The sequence below is a fragment of the Achromobacter pulmonis genome (assembly GCF_021733725.1).
Classification (GTDB): Bacteria; Pseudomonadota; Gammaproteobacteria; order Burkholderiales; family Burkholderiaceae_B; genus Achromobacter; species Achromobacter pulmonis.
On the sequence record NZ_JAIFOT010000001.1, the window covers coordinates 2,637,841 to 2,651,863 of the forward strand.

Here is a 14,023-nt window from a genome sequence, read left to right on the forward strand (position 1 = left end):
GCGGCCGGTTCAGGCCGCGGGCTTGCGCGTGTATTCGAATAGGGTGTGGGCCAGCAGGCCCGCCACCAGGCCCCAGAAGGCCGAACCGATACCCCAGAAACTGAAGCCCGATGCCGTGGCCAGCAGCGTGATGAGCGCGGCTTCGCGCCGTTGCGGGTTGGCCATGGCCGCGGCCATGCCGCCCATGATGGTGCCCAGCAGCGCCAGCCCGGCCAGGGCCGCCAGCAGCGCGGCCGGCAATGCCTGGAAGAACACCGCGACCGCGCCGGCGACGATGCTCAGCAGGAAATAGCTGACCCCGTAGGTGGCCGCGGCGATGTAGCGCTTGGCGGGCTCGGCATGGGCCTCGGGGCCGGTGCAGATGGCCGCGCTGATCGCGCCCAGCGTGACGCTGTGGGCGCCGAAGGGGGCGGCCAGCAGGCCCAGCAATCCGGTGGCGGCCACCAGCCGCGAGGCCGGCGGGCGGTAGCCGGCGGCCTGCAGGATGGCCAGGCCGGGCAGGTTCTGCGAGGCCATCGCCACCACGAACAGTGGCACGCCCAGGCTGATCGCGGCCTGCATGCTGAAGGCCGGCGTGGTCCAGACGAATTCGGTCAGGCGCCAGTCCAATTGCTCGGCGCGGATCAGGCCCAGGCCGGCCGCCATGGCCACCGCCACCGCCATCACCACCAGCACCGCGTAGCGCGGCGCCCAGCGCCGGCACGCCAGGTAGGCGGCGCACATGACCAGCACCAGCGCCGGTTGCTTGCCGATGTTGGTGAACACGCCCATGCCGAAGTTGAGCAGTACGCCTGCCAGCATGGCCGCGGCGACTTCGCCGGGAATGCGGCGCAGGATCGGATCGATCCAGCCGAACAGGCCGCAGGCCAGCGTCAGCGCGGCGGCCAGGACGAAGGCGCCGATGGCTTCGGGAAAGGGCACGCCGGCCAGCGCGGTGACCAGCAGCGCGGCGCCCGGCGTGGACCAGGCCATGACGATGGGCAGGCCGGTGCGCAGGCTGTAGGCCGCGCCGCCCAGGCCCAGCGCCAGGCTGAGCGAACCGATCCAGGAACCGATGCGGGCAGCGTCCAGGCCGGCGGCATGGCCGGCCTGCACCATCAGCACGGCGGTGCCGCCGAAGCTGACCAGGACGGCGACCAGGCCGGCGGCGATGGCCGAGGCGGACAGGTCGCGGCGGGCGTTGGGGCGGGTGGCGGGGGGATCGAAGACGGGCTGGGCGGCGTCGCTCATGCGGCACCGGTCAGGCGGCGGTACTTGGCCATCAACTGTTCCTGGCCTTCCTGCCATTGCGGGTGCAGTTCGATGCACTCGACCGGGCAGACCACCTTGCATTGCGGCTCGTCGTGGTGGCCGACGCATTCCGTGCAGCGGTCAGGATCGATGACGTAGTAGTCCTCGCCCATGGAAATCGCGTCGTTCGGGCACTGGGGCTCGCAGACGTCGCAATTGATGCATTCTTCGGTGATGGTCAGGGCCATGATGGGGGGCAGGGCAATCCGGCAGGGTTCTTGCAATTGTACTGCCAGGCCCGCGAGGGGCCGCGCAAGCCCCTGGCGCCGACCGGCCCATCGGCGGCCCAACCCGATGCGCCGCGCGGGCCGCCAAAAGCGCAGGGAGGGCGCGCAAGGCGCCCTCCGGGAGGGTTCGGTGAGGCGGAGAGCGGGGACGCTCAGCCCGGCCAGGATTGCTCGCGGCGTTCCTTGGCTTTTTCCTGCAGCCAGCGTTCCACCGAGGGGAACACGAACTTGCTGACGTCGCCGCCCAACTGGGCGATTTCGCGCACGATGGTGCCGGAGATGAACTGGTATTGATCCGACGGCGTCATGAACAGGGTCTCGACGTCGGGCAGCAGATGGCGGTTCATGCCGGCCATCTGGAATTCGTATTCGAAGTCGGACACCGCGCGCAGGCCGCGCACGATGACGCGTCCGCCCTGGTCGCGCACGAAGTCCTTGAGCAGGCCGCCGAAGCTCTGCACTTCCACGTTGGGATAGTGGCCCAGCACTTCGCGCGCGATGTCCACGCGTTCGTCGATGCTGAAGAAGGGCTTCTTGTTGCGGCTGTGGGCGATACCAACCACGACTTTGTCGAAAAGCGTGGCGGCACGGCGGACCAGGTCTTCGTGGCCTCTGGTCAGCGGGTCGAAAGTGCCGGGGTAAACAGCGATGATCATGCGAGCTCCGTACCGTTATTAGTGGTGTACACCATCCTCCGAAGCTCGGATTATTGACTTATTTGCGCAATGCAGCAAATTTCAGGAGGTGGTAGTGGACGGCCCCGGCCTTGTCCTGGCGCAGGATCTCGAAGCCCTCGGGGGGCTCGATCGGGCTCTCGGCCTCGACGTAGACCAGTCCGCCCTCGGCCAGGATGCCCGGCAGGATCGGCCACAGGCGCGCCAGCCAGCCCTGTCCGAACGGCGGATCCAGCAGGATGAGGTCAAAACGGGACGCATCCATTCTTTCGGCGACCTGCATCGCATCGCCCACATGGATGCGTATCATGTCGGCTTTGAGTTTGTCGCGCAGTGTCCGCAGCGCGGACGCGGCGGTCTTGTCCCGCTCGACCATCTGCACATGCGCCACGCCGCGCGAGGCCGCCTCGAAGCCCAGGGCGCCGCTGCCGGCGAACAGATCCAGCACCTGCTTGTCGGCGAATTCGCCGCCCCACAGGTGATTGAGCCAGTTGAACAGCGTTTCCCGCACCCGGTCGGGCGTCGGGCGGAGCGTCTCCACGTCGGGCACGACGATAGGGGTGCGCCGGTATTGGCCCCCGACGATACGAATATACTTGTTACCCATGTTTAGCCGCTTCTTCAAGAAAAAATCCCCTCCGCCCGCCGCGCCGGCCCAGCCCGCGCCGCCGCCGGAGCAGGTGGACGCGGGGATCGCGCCGCCAGCCGGGGCCGAGGCGCCCGCCCAGCCCGTCGAACCCGCCGTTCCGGTCCGCGAATTCGCGCCGGTCGCAACGCCCGAGGTGACCCTGCCGGCGCCGTCCGCCGAGGTGCCGATGCCGGCTTCGGCCAGTGTGCCGCAACCGGCGCCGGCCGTGGTGCCGCAGCCGCAGGCCTCGGCGCCGGTGGTTGCGCCCGCCGCCACGCCGGTTTCCAACCCCGCGCCCGCCGCTCCCGCTCCCGCTTCCGCGCCCGTCGCCACCGCGCCGGCCGTGACGCCCAGCGCTGTCGCGCCGGCCGTTGCCCCGCCGCCGGTTGCGCCCGCGCCGGTGGCATCGCCGCCCGCCGCCACGCCGCCGGTCGCCGCCGCGTCCGCCGCGCCCGAACCGGAGTCCGCGCCCAAGAAGGCGTCGTGGCTGTCGCGGCTCAAGCAGGGCCTGTCGCGCACCGGCCAGAGCATTGGCGGCATTTTCGTCGGCGTCAAGGTCGACGAGAACCTGTTCGAGGAACTCGAATCGGCGCTCATTATGGCCGATGCCGGGCTGGAGGCGACCGAGAAGCTGCTGACCGCGCTGCGCGCGCGGGTCAAGAAAGAGCGCATCGAGGATCCGGCCCAGGTCAAGACCGCGCTGCGCCAGTTGCTGGCCGATCACCTGCGCCCGCTGGAGCGCGCCTTCGACCTGAAGCGCGCGCAGCCGCTGGTGGTGATGATCGCGGGCGTCAACGGCGCCGGCAAGACGACGTCCATCGGCAAGCTGGCGCACACGTTCCAGCGCCAGGGCGCCAGCGTGTTGCTGGCCGCGGGCGACACGTTCCGCGCCGCGGCGCGCGAGCAGTTGATCGAATGGGGCAGCCGCAACAACGTCACCGTGATCTCGCAGGATGGCGGCGATCCGGCGGCGGTGGCGTTCGACTCGGTCAACGCCGGCCGCGCGCGCGGCATGGGCGTGGTGATGGTGGATACGGCCGGCCGCCTGCCGACCCAGCTGCACCTGATGGAAGAACTGAAGAAGATCCGCCGCGTCATCGGCAAGGCCGACCCGGCCGCGCCGCACGAAGTGCTGCTGGTGGTGGACGGCAACACCGGCCAGAACGCGCTGGCGCAGATCCGCGCGTTCGACGCGGCCATCAACCTCACCGGCCTGGTCGTGACCAAGCTGGATGGCACCGCCAAGGGCGGCACGCTGGCGGCGGTGGCGGCGGGCAGCCAGGGCGTGCGGCCGATCCCGGTGTACTGGATCGGCGTGGGCGAAAGCCTCGAAGACCTGCAGCCGTTCGTGGCCGACGAATTCGCGGGGGCATTGCTGGCCGACTGATCAGGTCCACGGATCGCCGTCGGGGCCTCGCGCCCGGCGCTGAAAACACCGCGCCCCACGCCTGCGATGTATCAGGCGTGGGGCGCGGTGTTTTCAGCGGGCGCAAACGTGGTCCGCGAGGACCGCGTGGCCTCACTTCCAGAACGGTTTGCTGCTGGCCAGGTCGTCGAAGGCGCGCTGCGCATCCACCGCCAGTTCTTCCAGCCGGGCGCTGATCCAGCCCAGCGCGAACCAGGCCTGCGGATGCGTGGCCGTACACGACTCGTAGTAGTCCTTGGCCACGGCCAGGTCGTTGATCTCGCCCAGGATGTCCTGCACCCGCGACAGCAGCTTGCGGTAGCCGCGCAGCTTGGCCGGCGGCAGCAGCGATTCGGCGAAGGCCAGGCTGTAGCGCAGGCGCTTGCCGCGCTTGCGCAGTTCGTGGCGCGTCGGGATGTCGAGCGTGGCGAACTGGGTGCCCTGGTCGGCTACCTTGCTGTGCCAGCGGTGCAGGCGCCGCGCCAACTGCTTATGCAGTCGCTGCGGGTCGGGCTCGGGCGCCAGCATGGGGATGATGGTCGGTTTGACGCTGGGGCCGGCGATGCCGCCTTCCAGGCGGATGGCGGGCTCGGGCGCGGCGTCGCTGGGCATGCCATTGGCAACGTGCTGGCCGTCGGAGGCCGGCAGGGCCGGCGGCACGTCCAGGCTCCATTCCAGCAGTTCCAGCAGCCACGCCTGGAAGGCCTTGCCGCCGGCAATGGCGCGCGCGTCCTGTTCGGGCGGCGCCGCTTCCATCGGGATGACTGGCATGCCGGCGCGCATCAGCGCGGGCGCCACGGTTTCGTTCAGCACGTCCTGGTCGCGGTTGGCGCCGAAAGCGGCGAAGTGCGCGCGCACGCCCTGCATGATGCTGTCGGAGACCGGCGCGATCCAGCCATCGAACAGCTTCCAGGCCGAACGCAGGCGGCGGATGCCGACGCGCAGTTGATGCACGTGTTCGGAATTGCCGGCGCGGTACACGCCTTCGGTGTCGACCTCGGCCAGCACTGCGGCGTTGCGGGCGATCTGGTCCAGGCATTCGGCGGCGATGCGGCCCATGGCCTGGGCCGCGGTCATGTCCTCGCGCAGCTTGACGGCGGCAGCCGTGCGCGGCGCCCAGAACAGGGCGATGGCCTGGGCGCGGCGGCTGTCGAGGTCATCGCCCGGGATGGCGTCGACATCGGCCAGGCGTTGCGCCAACTGCGCCAGGGCGTCGCCGCGTTCCGATTTGCTGCGCGGGTCCAGCACCAGGTTGTGGCGTTGCTGCCAGCCGCGCGCGACCGCGAAGATGGCGGCGGGGCGGCCCGAGACCAGTTCGAATTCGAGTTCGGAGATCGGCAGTTCCAGCGCGCCGGCGCGCAGGATGCCGGTGTCGTAGGCCAGTTCGACCGTGCCGTAGCGGGTGCGCACCTTGCGCAGCATGCGCTGCACGTCGGTCTCATAGCGCAGGCCCAGTTCGCCCTTGATGGCGGCCAGGGCGGCCTCGACTTCGGTGCCGGCGTAGACCGACAGGTCGAGCACCGGGCCAGGGCGGGGATGATTCAGTTCGATGCGGGTGATGGCGTTGATGCCGGGCATCTTCAGGGTCTGCACCCAGTCGCGGCCTTCCTGGCGCAGGCGGATGGCGATGCGCGCCCGGGCCAGTTCGCGCTCGGGGGTGTCGAAGTACATCGCGTGCAGGCGAATGCGCGTCGCTTCGCGTTGCTTGATCTCTCGCAGCACGGCCTGGCGCGAAGCCGTGGGCACGTGCAGTTTCAGTTCCTGTTCCGACATGGCGGCGGGTGTCCAGCGGCAAAAGCCGAGATGTTAATCAAATGGGGGGAGATGTTTGATGACCGGTCATATTTAGTTCATAAATGCTCGTCCGAGCATAGACCGGGTTGCGGTGCATCAACAATCGTCGGCGGACCGGTCCCGTCGATATTTTCGGCTTTGATTGCGTCCGCGCAATTACCCGGCTCCAACGACAGGCGACGACGCCCCGGGCTATTCAAATTGTAATTAGCGTGCGTGCGCGCTATGGGTGACAGCGCTCCCCCTGGGCGCGACGCGGCGGTGGCGGTCCGGCGACGCGGGAAAAAAAAACCGCCCGTTGCCGGGCGGCGCAAAGGAACGTCGGTGGCGGGCGCGTCAGAGGATGCGTTTGCGCGCCTGGGTGATGAGAATCTCGGCCAGCACCACCACCACGAAGATGGCGGCCAGCACCAGCGCGACGCGGTCCCACTGGAACAGGTTGAGGGCGGTGTCCAGCGCCATGCCGATGCCGCCGGCGCCGACCAGGCCGAGCACGGCGGATTCGCGTACGTTGATGTCCCAGCGCAGCAGCACGATGGACCAGAACGCCGGGCGGATCTGCGGCCAGTAGGCGTACCAGATCACCGCGGCCTTGCTGGCGCCGGTGGCGGTGACGGCTTCGATCGGGCCGCGCTGCGCTTCCTCGATGGCTTCGCCCACCAGCTTGCCGACGAAGCCGATGGAGCGGAACGCGATGGCCAGCGTGCCGGCCAGCGCGCCGGGGCCGAAGATGGCGATGAACAGCAGCGCCCAGACCAGCGAGTTGACCGAGCGGCTCGACACCAGGACCAGCCGCGCGAGCATGTTGATGGTCTTGCTGGGCGTGAGGTTGTTGGCCGCCAGCAGGCCCACCGGCACCGCCATGATCACCGACAGGATGGTGCCGAGCGTGGCAATGTGCAGGGTCTCGATCAGCGCGTCGTGCACGCCGCCGCGGTAGTGGGCCCAGTCCACCGGCCACATGCGTTGGAACAGGTCGGCCATCTGCTCGGGCGCGTCGTACAGGAACTCCGGAATGACCTCGACGCCACGGATGGCCTGCACGATGGCGGCCACCAGCAGCAGGTAGAGGGCGAAGCGCAGCAGCCGCTGGCCCAGGCTGTAGCGCTGCCAGACGCGCGGCGCGCCGCTGGCGGGCAAGGTGGGGGCGTGCGTGCTCATTGGTCCGCCTCCGCTTTGCGGGCGGCCTGGTAGGCCGCCTTCGAGCTGCTGGAGCCGATGCCGCGCGCGCCGGCGAAACGGCCCTGCAGGATGCGGTCGAAGCCCAGGTTGTCCAGGAACACGGCGCGCACGAAGCCCGCCAGGATCTCGCCCAGCATGATGATGGCGATCAGCGTCAGCAGGATGGCGCTGACAAAGTCGTAGTCAAAGCGCTGGAAGGCCGAGAACAGCGTGCCGCCGACGCCGCCGGCGCCGACGATGCCGACCATGGTGGAGTTGCGCAGGTTCGAGTCGAACTGGTAGGTGGCAAAGCCGATGAAACGCGCGAACACCTGCGGCAGCACGCCAAAGGCGAGCACGTTGGCGAACGAGGCGCCTGTGGCGCGCACCGCTTCGACCTGCTTGAGCGAGATTTCCTCGATAGCCTCGGTGAACAGTTTGCCGATGAAGCCGATCGAGGCGACCGTCAACGCCAGGATGCCGGCCAGCGCGCCAAAGCCCACGGCCTTGACGAACAGGATGGCGACGATCACCGGATGCAGCGCGCGGCATAGCGCGACGAGGGCCCGCGCCGGCCACGACACCCAGCCCGGCATCAGGTTGCGCGCGCCCAGCAGGCCCACCGGCAGCGCGAACAGGATGCCCAGCACCGAGGCCAGCACGGCGATCTCCAGGCTTTCGGCGATGCCTTTCCAGAGGGTGGCGGGCTTCTCGAAATTGGGCGGGAACATGCGCGCCAGAAAGGTCGAGGCATGGCCCATGCCGCTCTCGAAGCGGGCCCAGCTGAAGTCCAGCTGCGCGCCGGCGTAGATCGTGTATAGCACCAGCAACAGCATGCCCGCCTTGGCGCGGCCGGACAGGGCGAAGGGGCGCGGATGCGCGGAACGGGGAGAGGTCACGCCAGCCAAGACTCGCCTCCGTAGATGGTCTTGAGCATGCCGGCGTCCAGGCCCTGGCCGTCGCCGTCGTAGACCACGTGGCCGCCGGACATGCCGACGATGCGGCTGGCATAGCGCCGCGCCAGCTCGACGTCATGGATGTTGACGATGACCGGGATGCCGCTGGCATCGCCCTGCGCCGCCAGCAGTTCCATGATCTCGACCGAGGTCTTGGGGTCGAGCGACGAGGTCGGTTCGTCGGCCAGCAGCAGTTGCGGCCGCTGCATCAGGGCGCGGGCGATGCCCACGCGCTGGCGCTGGCCGCCGGACAAGGCGTCGGCGCGCTGGTCGGCAAAGCCCGCCAGGCCGACGGTATCGAGCAACTGGTAGGCATGCTCGATGTCGTCGGGCTCGAAACGGCGGGTCCAGGCCTTGAAGGCGCCGGTGTAGCCCAGCCGCCCGGTGAGCAGGTTTTCCATCACGGTCAGGCGTTCGACCAGGTTGTATTCCTGGAACACCATGCCGATGCGCCGGCGCGCGCGCCGCAGCGACGCGCCACGCACCCGGGCCAGGTCGACCGCGCCGTCGCCGGCTTCCAGCACGATCTCGCCGCGGGTCGGCTCGATCAGCCGGTTGATGCAGCGCAGCAGTGTGCTCTTGCCGGTGCCCGAGGGGCCGATGATGGCCGTCAGGCCGCGTCCCGCGATCTGCAGGTCGATGCCGTTCAGTACCGGCCGGCCGGCCCGGTATTCCTTGACCAGGCCGGATATGCGTAGCGACGTCGTCATGCTGATTACTTCTTGCTCTTGGCGGATTCGCGGTCGTAGGCGGCGCGGTTGAAGCTCTCGCCGCCGGATTCGGCGACTTGGCGCACGATGGCCCAGTCCTTCTGGTAGGTCACCGGGTAGAAGCGGTCGGCGCCGTCGAAGGCCTTGGACATCTCGGCCGGGAAGCGGTAGTCGTAGAAGCACTTGAGCATCTGGTCGCGGAACTTCGGTTCCAGGTCGTGCGCGTAGGCGAACGATGAGGTGGGGAATTTCTCGCTCTTGTAGATGATGCGGAAGTCGGCTTCCTTGACCTGGCCGCGCTCGACCATGCGCTTGAACACGTCCGAGGCGACCGCGGCGGCATCGTAGTCGCCGGAGTTCACGCCCATGACCGACTGGTCATGCTTGCCCGAGAAGATGATCTTGTAGTCCTTGTCGGGCGTCAGGCCTTCCTTGGGGAACAACGCCACCGGCGCCATGTGGCCGGAGTTCGACGACGGCGCGGTGTGCGCCAGCTTCTTGCCCTTCAGATCGGTCAGCTTCTGGTACGGGCTGTCCTTCTTGACGATCACGATCAAGTTGTAGCCCTGGAAGCCATCGGCATAGCCCTTGACGGCGAACGGCACCGCGCCGGCGATGTTGACGGCGAAGGCGGTGGGGCCGGTGGAGAAGCCGCCCACGTGCAGGCGGCCCGAGCGCATGGCTTCGATTTCGGCGGCGTTGCTCTGCACCTGGTAGAACACCACGCGCTTGCCGGTGCATTCGGACAGGTGCTTGGTGAAGGGCTTGAAGATGTCTTCATACACCGCCGGGTCTTCCACCGGGGTGTAGGTGAACACCAGCGTCGACGGCGTCTTGAGCTTGGACGCATCGGTGGGCGTGTCGGCCACCAGGTTCTTGTCGGCGTCGCAGTACATCTGGTCCAGGTCGCCCCGGTTCGGGCAGGTGTCGGCGGCGTGGGCGGCGGACGCCCCGAACGCGAGCGCGGCCAGCGAGGCCGCTTGCAGTAGACGCAAGGCGCGCATCGTATGTCTCCTCTTATCGGTCTGAATATGACTAGTAACTGAATTCAAACATACAAGCGCAGGGGAGACACTCGGGAAAGTCCCTGTGTTTCTTTTCGGGTTTTGTTCGGTTTGTTCGTTTTGGGTTCGTTTTTGCGCGAACCGGGGCGAGGCCCGGCGACGGATCGGTCGATCCGCCGCCGGACTCGCGGGTCAGGCGGGAAGGAGGGTCAGGCGCGGTAGCCGAGCTTGCGCGAGATTTCCTGCGCGCAGGCCAGCAGCGGACGGGCGATGGCGCCGTCCCAGGACACGTCGAACAGGCCGGTGGGGCCCAGGCTGGTCAGCGCCAGCACGATGTTGCCGGTGTTGTCGAAGACCGGCACCGACAAGGCGTCGACGCCGGGCAGCGGGTTGCCCAGCGCCCGCGCCATGCCGTGCACGCGGATGTCGGCCAGTTGCGCCTCGATGTTGGCGCGGCTGGCCTTGCGCGGCGGCGGCACGCTGGCGATGACGGCGGTGTCGCCTTCCTCGCGGGCGATGTAGTGCTCGCTGACCTTGGGCGGCAGCCAGGCCGCGAACACCAGGCCGGTGGCGGTGTGCAGCATGGACATCACGGTGCCCTTGCGCATGTTCACGTGCACCGGGTAGCTGGCCTCGGTCATGTGGATCATGGTGGGGCCGTGCGAGCCCAGCACCGCGATGCCCAAGGTGTGGCCGATCTCGGATTGCAGCTTGGCGATCTCGGGCATGGCGATACGCACCGGATCCAGCCGTTGCAGGCTGACCAGGCCCATCTGCAGCGCGAACGGCCCCAGCTCGTACTGGCCGGTGATGCTGTCCTGCTGCACCAGGCCCACGCGGATGAAGCTGACCAGGTAGGGGTGGGCCTTGGCCGAGGTCATGCCGGCGCCGGCGGCCAGGTCGCGCAGGGTCAGCGGCTTGGCGGCCTCGACCAGCGCGGCCAGCAGCGGCACGCCCACTTCGATCGACTGGATGCTGCGGCGGCCGTCGTTGGCGGCGGGGGAGGATGTTTTGGCGGTGGCCACGGTGCGGGTCTCAGGCGGTGACGGCGCGGGCGGCCAGCAGGCGCTCGGCCATCTCGGTGAAACCGGCGCCGCCATGGAACGCGGCCACGTAGGCGGGGCGGTGCGTCAGGCGGTGCAACTGCGACTGGATGTTGGCCACGCCGACCGAGACCGGGAAGTAGGCGAACATGGGCTCGTCGTTGGGCGAGTCGCCGATGAACAGGGTGCTGTCGAGCACGCTGGCCACGTCCACGCCGAATTCGCGCTGGAACAGGGTGCGCGTCATGGTCAGCTTGTCGTAGTCGCCGAACCAGCCGTTGACGTGGATCGAACTGACCTTGGCCTGGGCGCCGGCTTCTTCGAAGAGGCGCACGATGCGGCCGATGTCGGCCTCGGGCAGGGGCGGCACGTCCTCGCAGAAGTCGATCGCCAGGTCGGCCACGCGGTAGTCCTGGTCGCTGGCGACGGCCGCGCCGGGCACCTCGGCCAGCACCCGGTCGCGGATCGCGTCCAACTGCTTGCGGCTGGCCTGGCGCGAGGCCGCGTCGGTCCAGTAGTGCGTGACCATGCGGCGCGCCTGGCGGTCGTAGGCGTAGTAGAACGCGCCGTTCTCGCCGACCACCGCGCGCACCGGCCACATGCGGGCGATGTGGTCGCACCAGCCGGCCGGGCGGCCGGTGATCGGCACCACCTGGATGCCGGCCTGTTCCAGGCGCTCCAGGGCGGCATAGGCGTCGGCGGGCAGCCGGCCTTCGGTGGTCAGGGTGTCGTCAATGTCGGTGAGCACGACGCGGATCCCCGCCGCGACGGTCGAAGGCATGGCCGCAAGGGCTTGCATGGCGTTTTTCCTTGGTTTTATGGGGTGTTCTCCGGCCGAAAGTTTAACCGGATGGCCCGCTTTGGGCGGGGGCGGAGCGGCCCGGTAGGGGATATGGCGCCGGGAGCGGTAAAATCCGGGCTTTCCCGCCTGGTATTGCGTGTCCACCATGTCCGTCCAGTTGTCCCCCTTGCCCGGCGCCGAGCCGGAATCCTTCGATATCGCGTCGGTCGCCGAGATCATCGCCGAGCTGCGCGCCGGCCGCATCGTCATCCTGGTCGACGAAGAAGACCGTGAAAATGAAGGCGATCTGGTCATGGCCGCCGAGTTCGTCACGCCCGAGGCCATCAATTTCATGGTGACCCACGGCCGCGGCCTGGTGTGCCTGACCCTGACCGAAGAACGCTGCCGCCAGTTGGACCTGCCGCTGATGGCGGCCCGCAACGGCACGCGATACGGCACCAATTTCACCCAGTCGATCGAGGCCGCCGAAGGCGTCGAGACCGGCATTTCGGCCGCCGACCGCGCCCGCACCATCCAGGTGGCGGTGGCGCGCGACGCCAAGCCGTCCGACCTGGTGCAGCCCGGCCACATCTTCCCGGTGCGCGCGGTGCCCGGCGGCGTGCTGGTGCGCGCCGGCCATACCGAAGCCGGCTGTGACCTGACCGCCATGGCCGGCCTGACCCCGGCCGCCGTGATCTGCGAGATCCTCAAGCCGGACGGCACCATGGCGCGCCTGCCCGACCTGGTCGAATTCGCCCGCGAGCACAGCCTGAAGATCGGCACCATCGCTGACCTGATCCAATACCGCAGCGAGCACGAATCCATCGTCAAGCGCGTCGGCAAGCGCAGCATGCAGACGGCCTGGGGCACTTTCGAGGCCGTGGCGTACGAAGACGCGGCCACCGGCTCGGCCCACTTGGCGCTGGTGCACGGCAAGATCGCGCGCGACGTCGAGACCCTGGTGCGCGTGCATGAGCCGGCCTCGGTGCTGGACGTGCTGGATACCGGCGCCAGCCCGCACAGCTGGGGCGTGGCGCCGGCCCTGCAGGCCATCGCGCAGGCGCCGGCCGGCGTGCTGGTGCTGATGAATTGCCAGTCCTCCACCGAGCACCTGTTCGCGCAGATCGCCGGCTGGAGCGACCCCAAGGCCAATGCCAACCCCGCCAACGCCGACCGTTTCGGCCTGCGCACCTACGGCATCGGCGCCCAGATCCTGCGCGACCTGAACGTGGGCCAGATGAAGCTGCTGGCCCGGCCGCGCAAGATGCCCAGCATGGCGGGCTTCTCGCTCACCATTACGGGTTACGATTGCGACCCTCCGAACTCTCCCGCAACACACTGAAGGCCGACACATGAACCCTTACATCCTCACCCCCGACCTGAACGGCGAAGGGCTGCACATCGGCATCGTACGCGCCCGCTTCAATGAAGAGATCGGCCAGGCCGAACTCGAAGCGTGCCTGAAGGAACTGGCCGAACTCGGCGTGGACGAGCGCGACGTGATGGTCGCCACCGTGCCTGGCGCGCTGGAACTGGGCGTGGCCCTGTCGCACATGGCCGAGACCTTCGAGTTCGACGCCCTGATCGCGCTGGGCGCAGTCATCCGCGGCGAGACCTATCACTTTGAAGTGGTCAGCAATGAAATGGCCACTGCTATCACCCGTATCTCCCTCGAGACCGGCATCCCGGTCGCCAACGGCGTGCTGACCGTGGACACCGACGAGCAGGCGCAGGCCCGCGCCGCCGGCAAGGGCCGCGACTGCGCCCAGGTGGCGGTCGAAATGGCCAACCTGGTGGCGGCCCTGGAACCCGAGGAAGAAGACGAAGACGACGAAGACGAGGACGAAGATTTTGACGACGAAGAAGACGACGACCAGCGCTGATAGCGCGGCGCAGGCCCGCGCCAACGCCCGCAGCGCGCGCCGCCGTGCGCGCGAATTCGCGCTGCAGGGCGTGTACGCGTGGCTGCTGCGCGGCGGCGAAGGCACGCAGGACGCCGGCGAGATCGACGCCCATCTGCGCGACACCGAGGATTTCTCCGAGGCCGACGCGCAGTGGTTCAAGACCTTGCTGCATGGCGTCTTGCGCGAAGCGCCCGCGCTGCGCGAGCGCTTCACGCCCTACGTCGACCGCCCGCTGGCCGAGTTGTCGCCCGTCGAGCATGGCATCCTGCTGATCGGCAGCTTCGAACTGATCCATCATGTCGAAGTGCCGTACAAGGTCGCCATCAATGAAGCCGTGGAGCTGGCCAAGTCGTTTGGCGGCACCGATGGCTTCAAGTTCGTCAACGGCGTGCTCGACAAGCTGGCGGCCGACGTGCGTTCGCACGAAATGAAGAAGTAGTATTTAC

Annotated in this window: 15 protein-coding genes; 4 read left to right on the forward strand and 11 right to left on the reverse strand. The window is 68.5% G+C overall.

Annotated features, from left to right (window positions below; genetic code table 11):
- Positions 1-9: 9 nt before the first annotated feature.
- From K2W61_RS12075 to rsmD, 4 genes are all read right to left on the reverse strand, one after another.
- On the reverse strand, positions 10-1,230 hold the full coding sequence (locus K2W61_RS12075) for a benzoate/H(+) symporter BenE family transporter (protein WP_175134062.1): 1,221 nt from the start codon (positions 1,228-1,230) through the stop codon (positions 10-12).
- On the reverse strand, positions 1,227-1,478 hold the full coding sequence (locus tag K2W61_RS12080; protein WP_175134067.1) for a YfhL family 4Fe-4S dicluster ferredoxin: 252 nt from the start codon (positions 1,476-1,478) through the stop codon (positions 1,227-1,229). The genes K2W61_RS12075 and K2W61_RS12080 overlap by 4 nt, the downstream gene beginning before the upstream one ends.
- 191 nt (positions 1,479-1,669) lie before the next feature.
- A complete protein-coding gene (gene coaD / locus K2W61_RS12085) occupies positions 1,670-2,173 on the reverse strand; it encodes a pantetheine-phosphate adenylyltransferase (protein WP_006385942.1) in 504 nt (167 codons plus the stop codon).
- Between the two features lie 58 nt (positions 2,174-2,231).
- The gene (gene rsmD, locus K2W61_RS12090) at positions 2,232-2,798 is read right to left on the reverse strand and encodes a 16S rRNA (guanine(966)-N(2))-methyltransferase RsmD (RefSeq protein WP_175140517.1); all 567 of its coding nucleotides are present in this window, start codon (positions 2,796-2,798) and stop codon (positions 2,232-2,234) included.
- Here rsmD and ftsY point away from each other — a divergent pair.
- Complete coding sequence (gene ftsY / locus K2W61_RS12095) at positions 2,797-4,206, forward strand: signal recognition particle-docking protein FtsY (protein WP_236755697.1); 1,410 nt, start codon at positions 2,797-2,799, stop codon at positions 4,204-4,206. The two genes, rsmD and ftsY, sit on opposite strands and share 2 nt — an antisense overlap.
- Before the next feature lie 132 nt (positions 4,207-4,338).
- On the opposite strand, the gene K2W61_RS12100 is transcribed toward ftsY, so the two are convergent.
- The 7 genes from K2W61_RS12100 to K2W61_RS12130 all read right to left on the reverse strand — a co-directional run bounded on the left by K2W61_RS12100 (position 4,339) and on the right by K2W61_RS12130 (position 11,691).
- Complete coding sequence (locus K2W61_RS12100; protein ID WP_175132203.1) at positions 4,339-5,997, reverse strand: CYTH and CHAD domain-containing protein; 1,659 nt, start codon at positions 5,995-5,997, stop codon at positions 4,339-4,341.
- A gap of 357 nt (positions 5,998-6,354) precedes the next feature.
- Positions 6,355-7,179: a phosphonate ABC transporter, permease protein PhnE gene (phnE, locus tag K2W61_RS12105; RefSeq protein WP_175132204.1), complete on the reverse strand. Its 825-nt coding sequence runs from the start codon at positions 7,177-7,179 to the stop codon at positions 6,355-6,357.
- Entirely contained in the window at positions 7,176-8,087 is a 912-nt protein-coding gene (gene phnE / locus K2W61_RS12110) for a phosphonate ABC transporter, permease protein PhnE (protein ID WP_175132205.1), read from the reverse strand. Before phnE (K2W61_RS12110) ends, phnE (K2W61_RS12105) begins: the two co-directional genes overlap by 4 nt.
- On the reverse strand, positions 8,075-8,845 hold the full coding sequence (phnC, locus tag K2W61_RS12115; protein ID WP_175132206.1) for a phosphonate ABC transporter ATP-binding protein: 771 nt from the start codon (positions 8,843-8,845) through the stop codon (positions 8,075-8,077). Before phnC ends, phnE (K2W61_RS12110) begins: the two co-directional genes overlap by 13 nt.
- Before the next feature lie 5 nt (positions 8,846-8,850).
- Positions 8,851-9,849: a phosphate/phosphite/phosphonate ABC transporter substrate-binding protein gene (gene phnD / locus K2W61_RS12120; protein WP_175140408.1), complete on the reverse strand. Its 999-nt coding sequence runs from the start codon at positions 9,847-9,849 to the stop codon at positions 8,851-8,853.
- A gap of 209 nt (positions 9,850-10,058) precedes the next feature.
- The gene (locus K2W61_RS12125) at positions 10,059-10,874 is read right to left on the reverse strand and encodes an IclR family transcriptional regulator (RefSeq protein WP_236755698.1); all 816 of its coding nucleotides are present in this window, start codon (positions 10,872-10,874) and stop codon (positions 10,059-10,061) included.
- Positions 10,875-10,884: 10 nt separating this feature from the next.
- Positions 10,885-11,691: an HAD-IIB family hydrolase gene (locus K2W61_RS12130; protein WP_175132209.1), complete on the reverse strand. Its 807-nt coding sequence runs from the start codon at positions 11,689-11,691 to the stop codon at positions 10,885-10,887.
- A 148-nt stretch (positions 11,692-11,839) separates the two neighbouring features.
- Here K2W61_RS12130 and ribBA point away from each other — a divergent pair, with 148 nt between their 5' ends.
- Genes ribBA through nusB form a run of 3 tightly spaced genes read left to right on the forward strand, consistent with a single transcriptional unit; the run spans position 11,840 to position 14,016 of the window.
- Complete coding sequence (ribBA, locus tag K2W61_RS12135; RefSeq protein WP_236755699.1) at positions 11,840-13,015, forward strand: bifunctional 3,4-dihydroxy-2-butanone-4-phosphate synthase/GTP cyclohydrolase II; 1,176 nt, start codon at positions 11,840-11,842, stop codon at positions 13,013-13,015.
- 10 nt (positions 13,016-13,025) lie between these two features.
- Positions 13,026-13,556, forward strand: a complete 531-nt coding sequence (ribH, locus tag K2W61_RS12140; RefSeq protein WP_006391339.1) for a 6,7-dimethyl-8-ribityllumazine synthase — start codon at positions 13,026-13,028, stop codon at positions 13,554-13,556.
- A complete protein-coding gene (gene nusB, locus K2W61_RS12145) occupies positions 13,525-14,016 on the forward strand; it encodes a transcription antitermination factor NusB (RefSeq protein WP_049076116.1) in 492 nt (163 codons plus the stop codon). Before ribH ends, nusB begins: the two co-directional genes overlap by 32 nt.
- Positions 14,017-14,023: the final 7 nt, after the last annotated feature.

Bases quoted from the DNA above. Each gene is read 5' to 3' on its own strand.
- K2W61_RS12075 (WP_175134062.1), bottom strand. From the start codon at position 1,230: ATGAGCGACGCCGCCCAGCCCGTCTTCGATCCCCCCGCCACCCGCCCC.
- ribBA (WP_236755699.1), top strand. From the start codon at position 11,840: ATGTCCGTCCAGTTGTCCCCCTTGCCCGGCGCCGAGCCGGAATCCTTC.
- ribH (WP_006391339.1), top strand. From the start codon at position 13,026: ATGAACCCTTACATCCTCACCCCCGACCTGAACGGCGAAGGGCTGCAC.
- phnC (WP_175132206.1), bottom strand. From the start codon at position 8,845: ATGACGACGTCGCTACGCATATCCGGCCTGGTCAAGGAATACCGGGCC.
- phnE (WP_175132204.1), bottom strand. From the start codon at position 7,179: ATGAGCACGCACGCCCCCACCTTGCCCGCCAGCGGCGCGCCGCGCGTC.
- K2W61_RS12080 (WP_175134067.1), bottom strand. From the start codon at position 1,478: ATGGCCCTGACCATCACCGAAGAATGCATCAATTGCGACGTCTGCGAG.
- rsmD (WP_175140517.1), bottom strand. From the start codon at position 2,798: ATGGGTAACAAGTATATTCGTATCGTCGGGGGCCAATACCGGCGCACC.
- K2W61_RS12130 (WP_175132209.1), bottom strand. From the start codon at position 11,691: ATGCAAGCCCTTGCGGCCATGCCTTCGACCGTCGCGGCGGGGATCCGC.
- phnD (WP_175140408.1), bottom strand. From the start codon at position 9,849: ATGCGCGCCTTGCGTCTACTGCAAGCGGCCTCGCTGGCCGCGCTCGCG.
- ftsY (WP_236755697.1), top strand. From the start codon at position 2,797: ATGTTTAGCCGCTTCTTCAAGAAAAAATCCCCTCCGCCCGCCGCGCCG.
- coaD (WP_006385942.1), bottom strand. From the start codon at position 2,173: ATGATCATCGCTGTTTACCCCGGCACTTTCGACCCGCTGACCAGAGGC.
- K2W61_RS12100 (WP_175132203.1), bottom strand. From the start codon at position 5,997: ATGTCGGAACAGGAACTGAAACTGCACGTGCCCACGGCTTCGCGCCAG.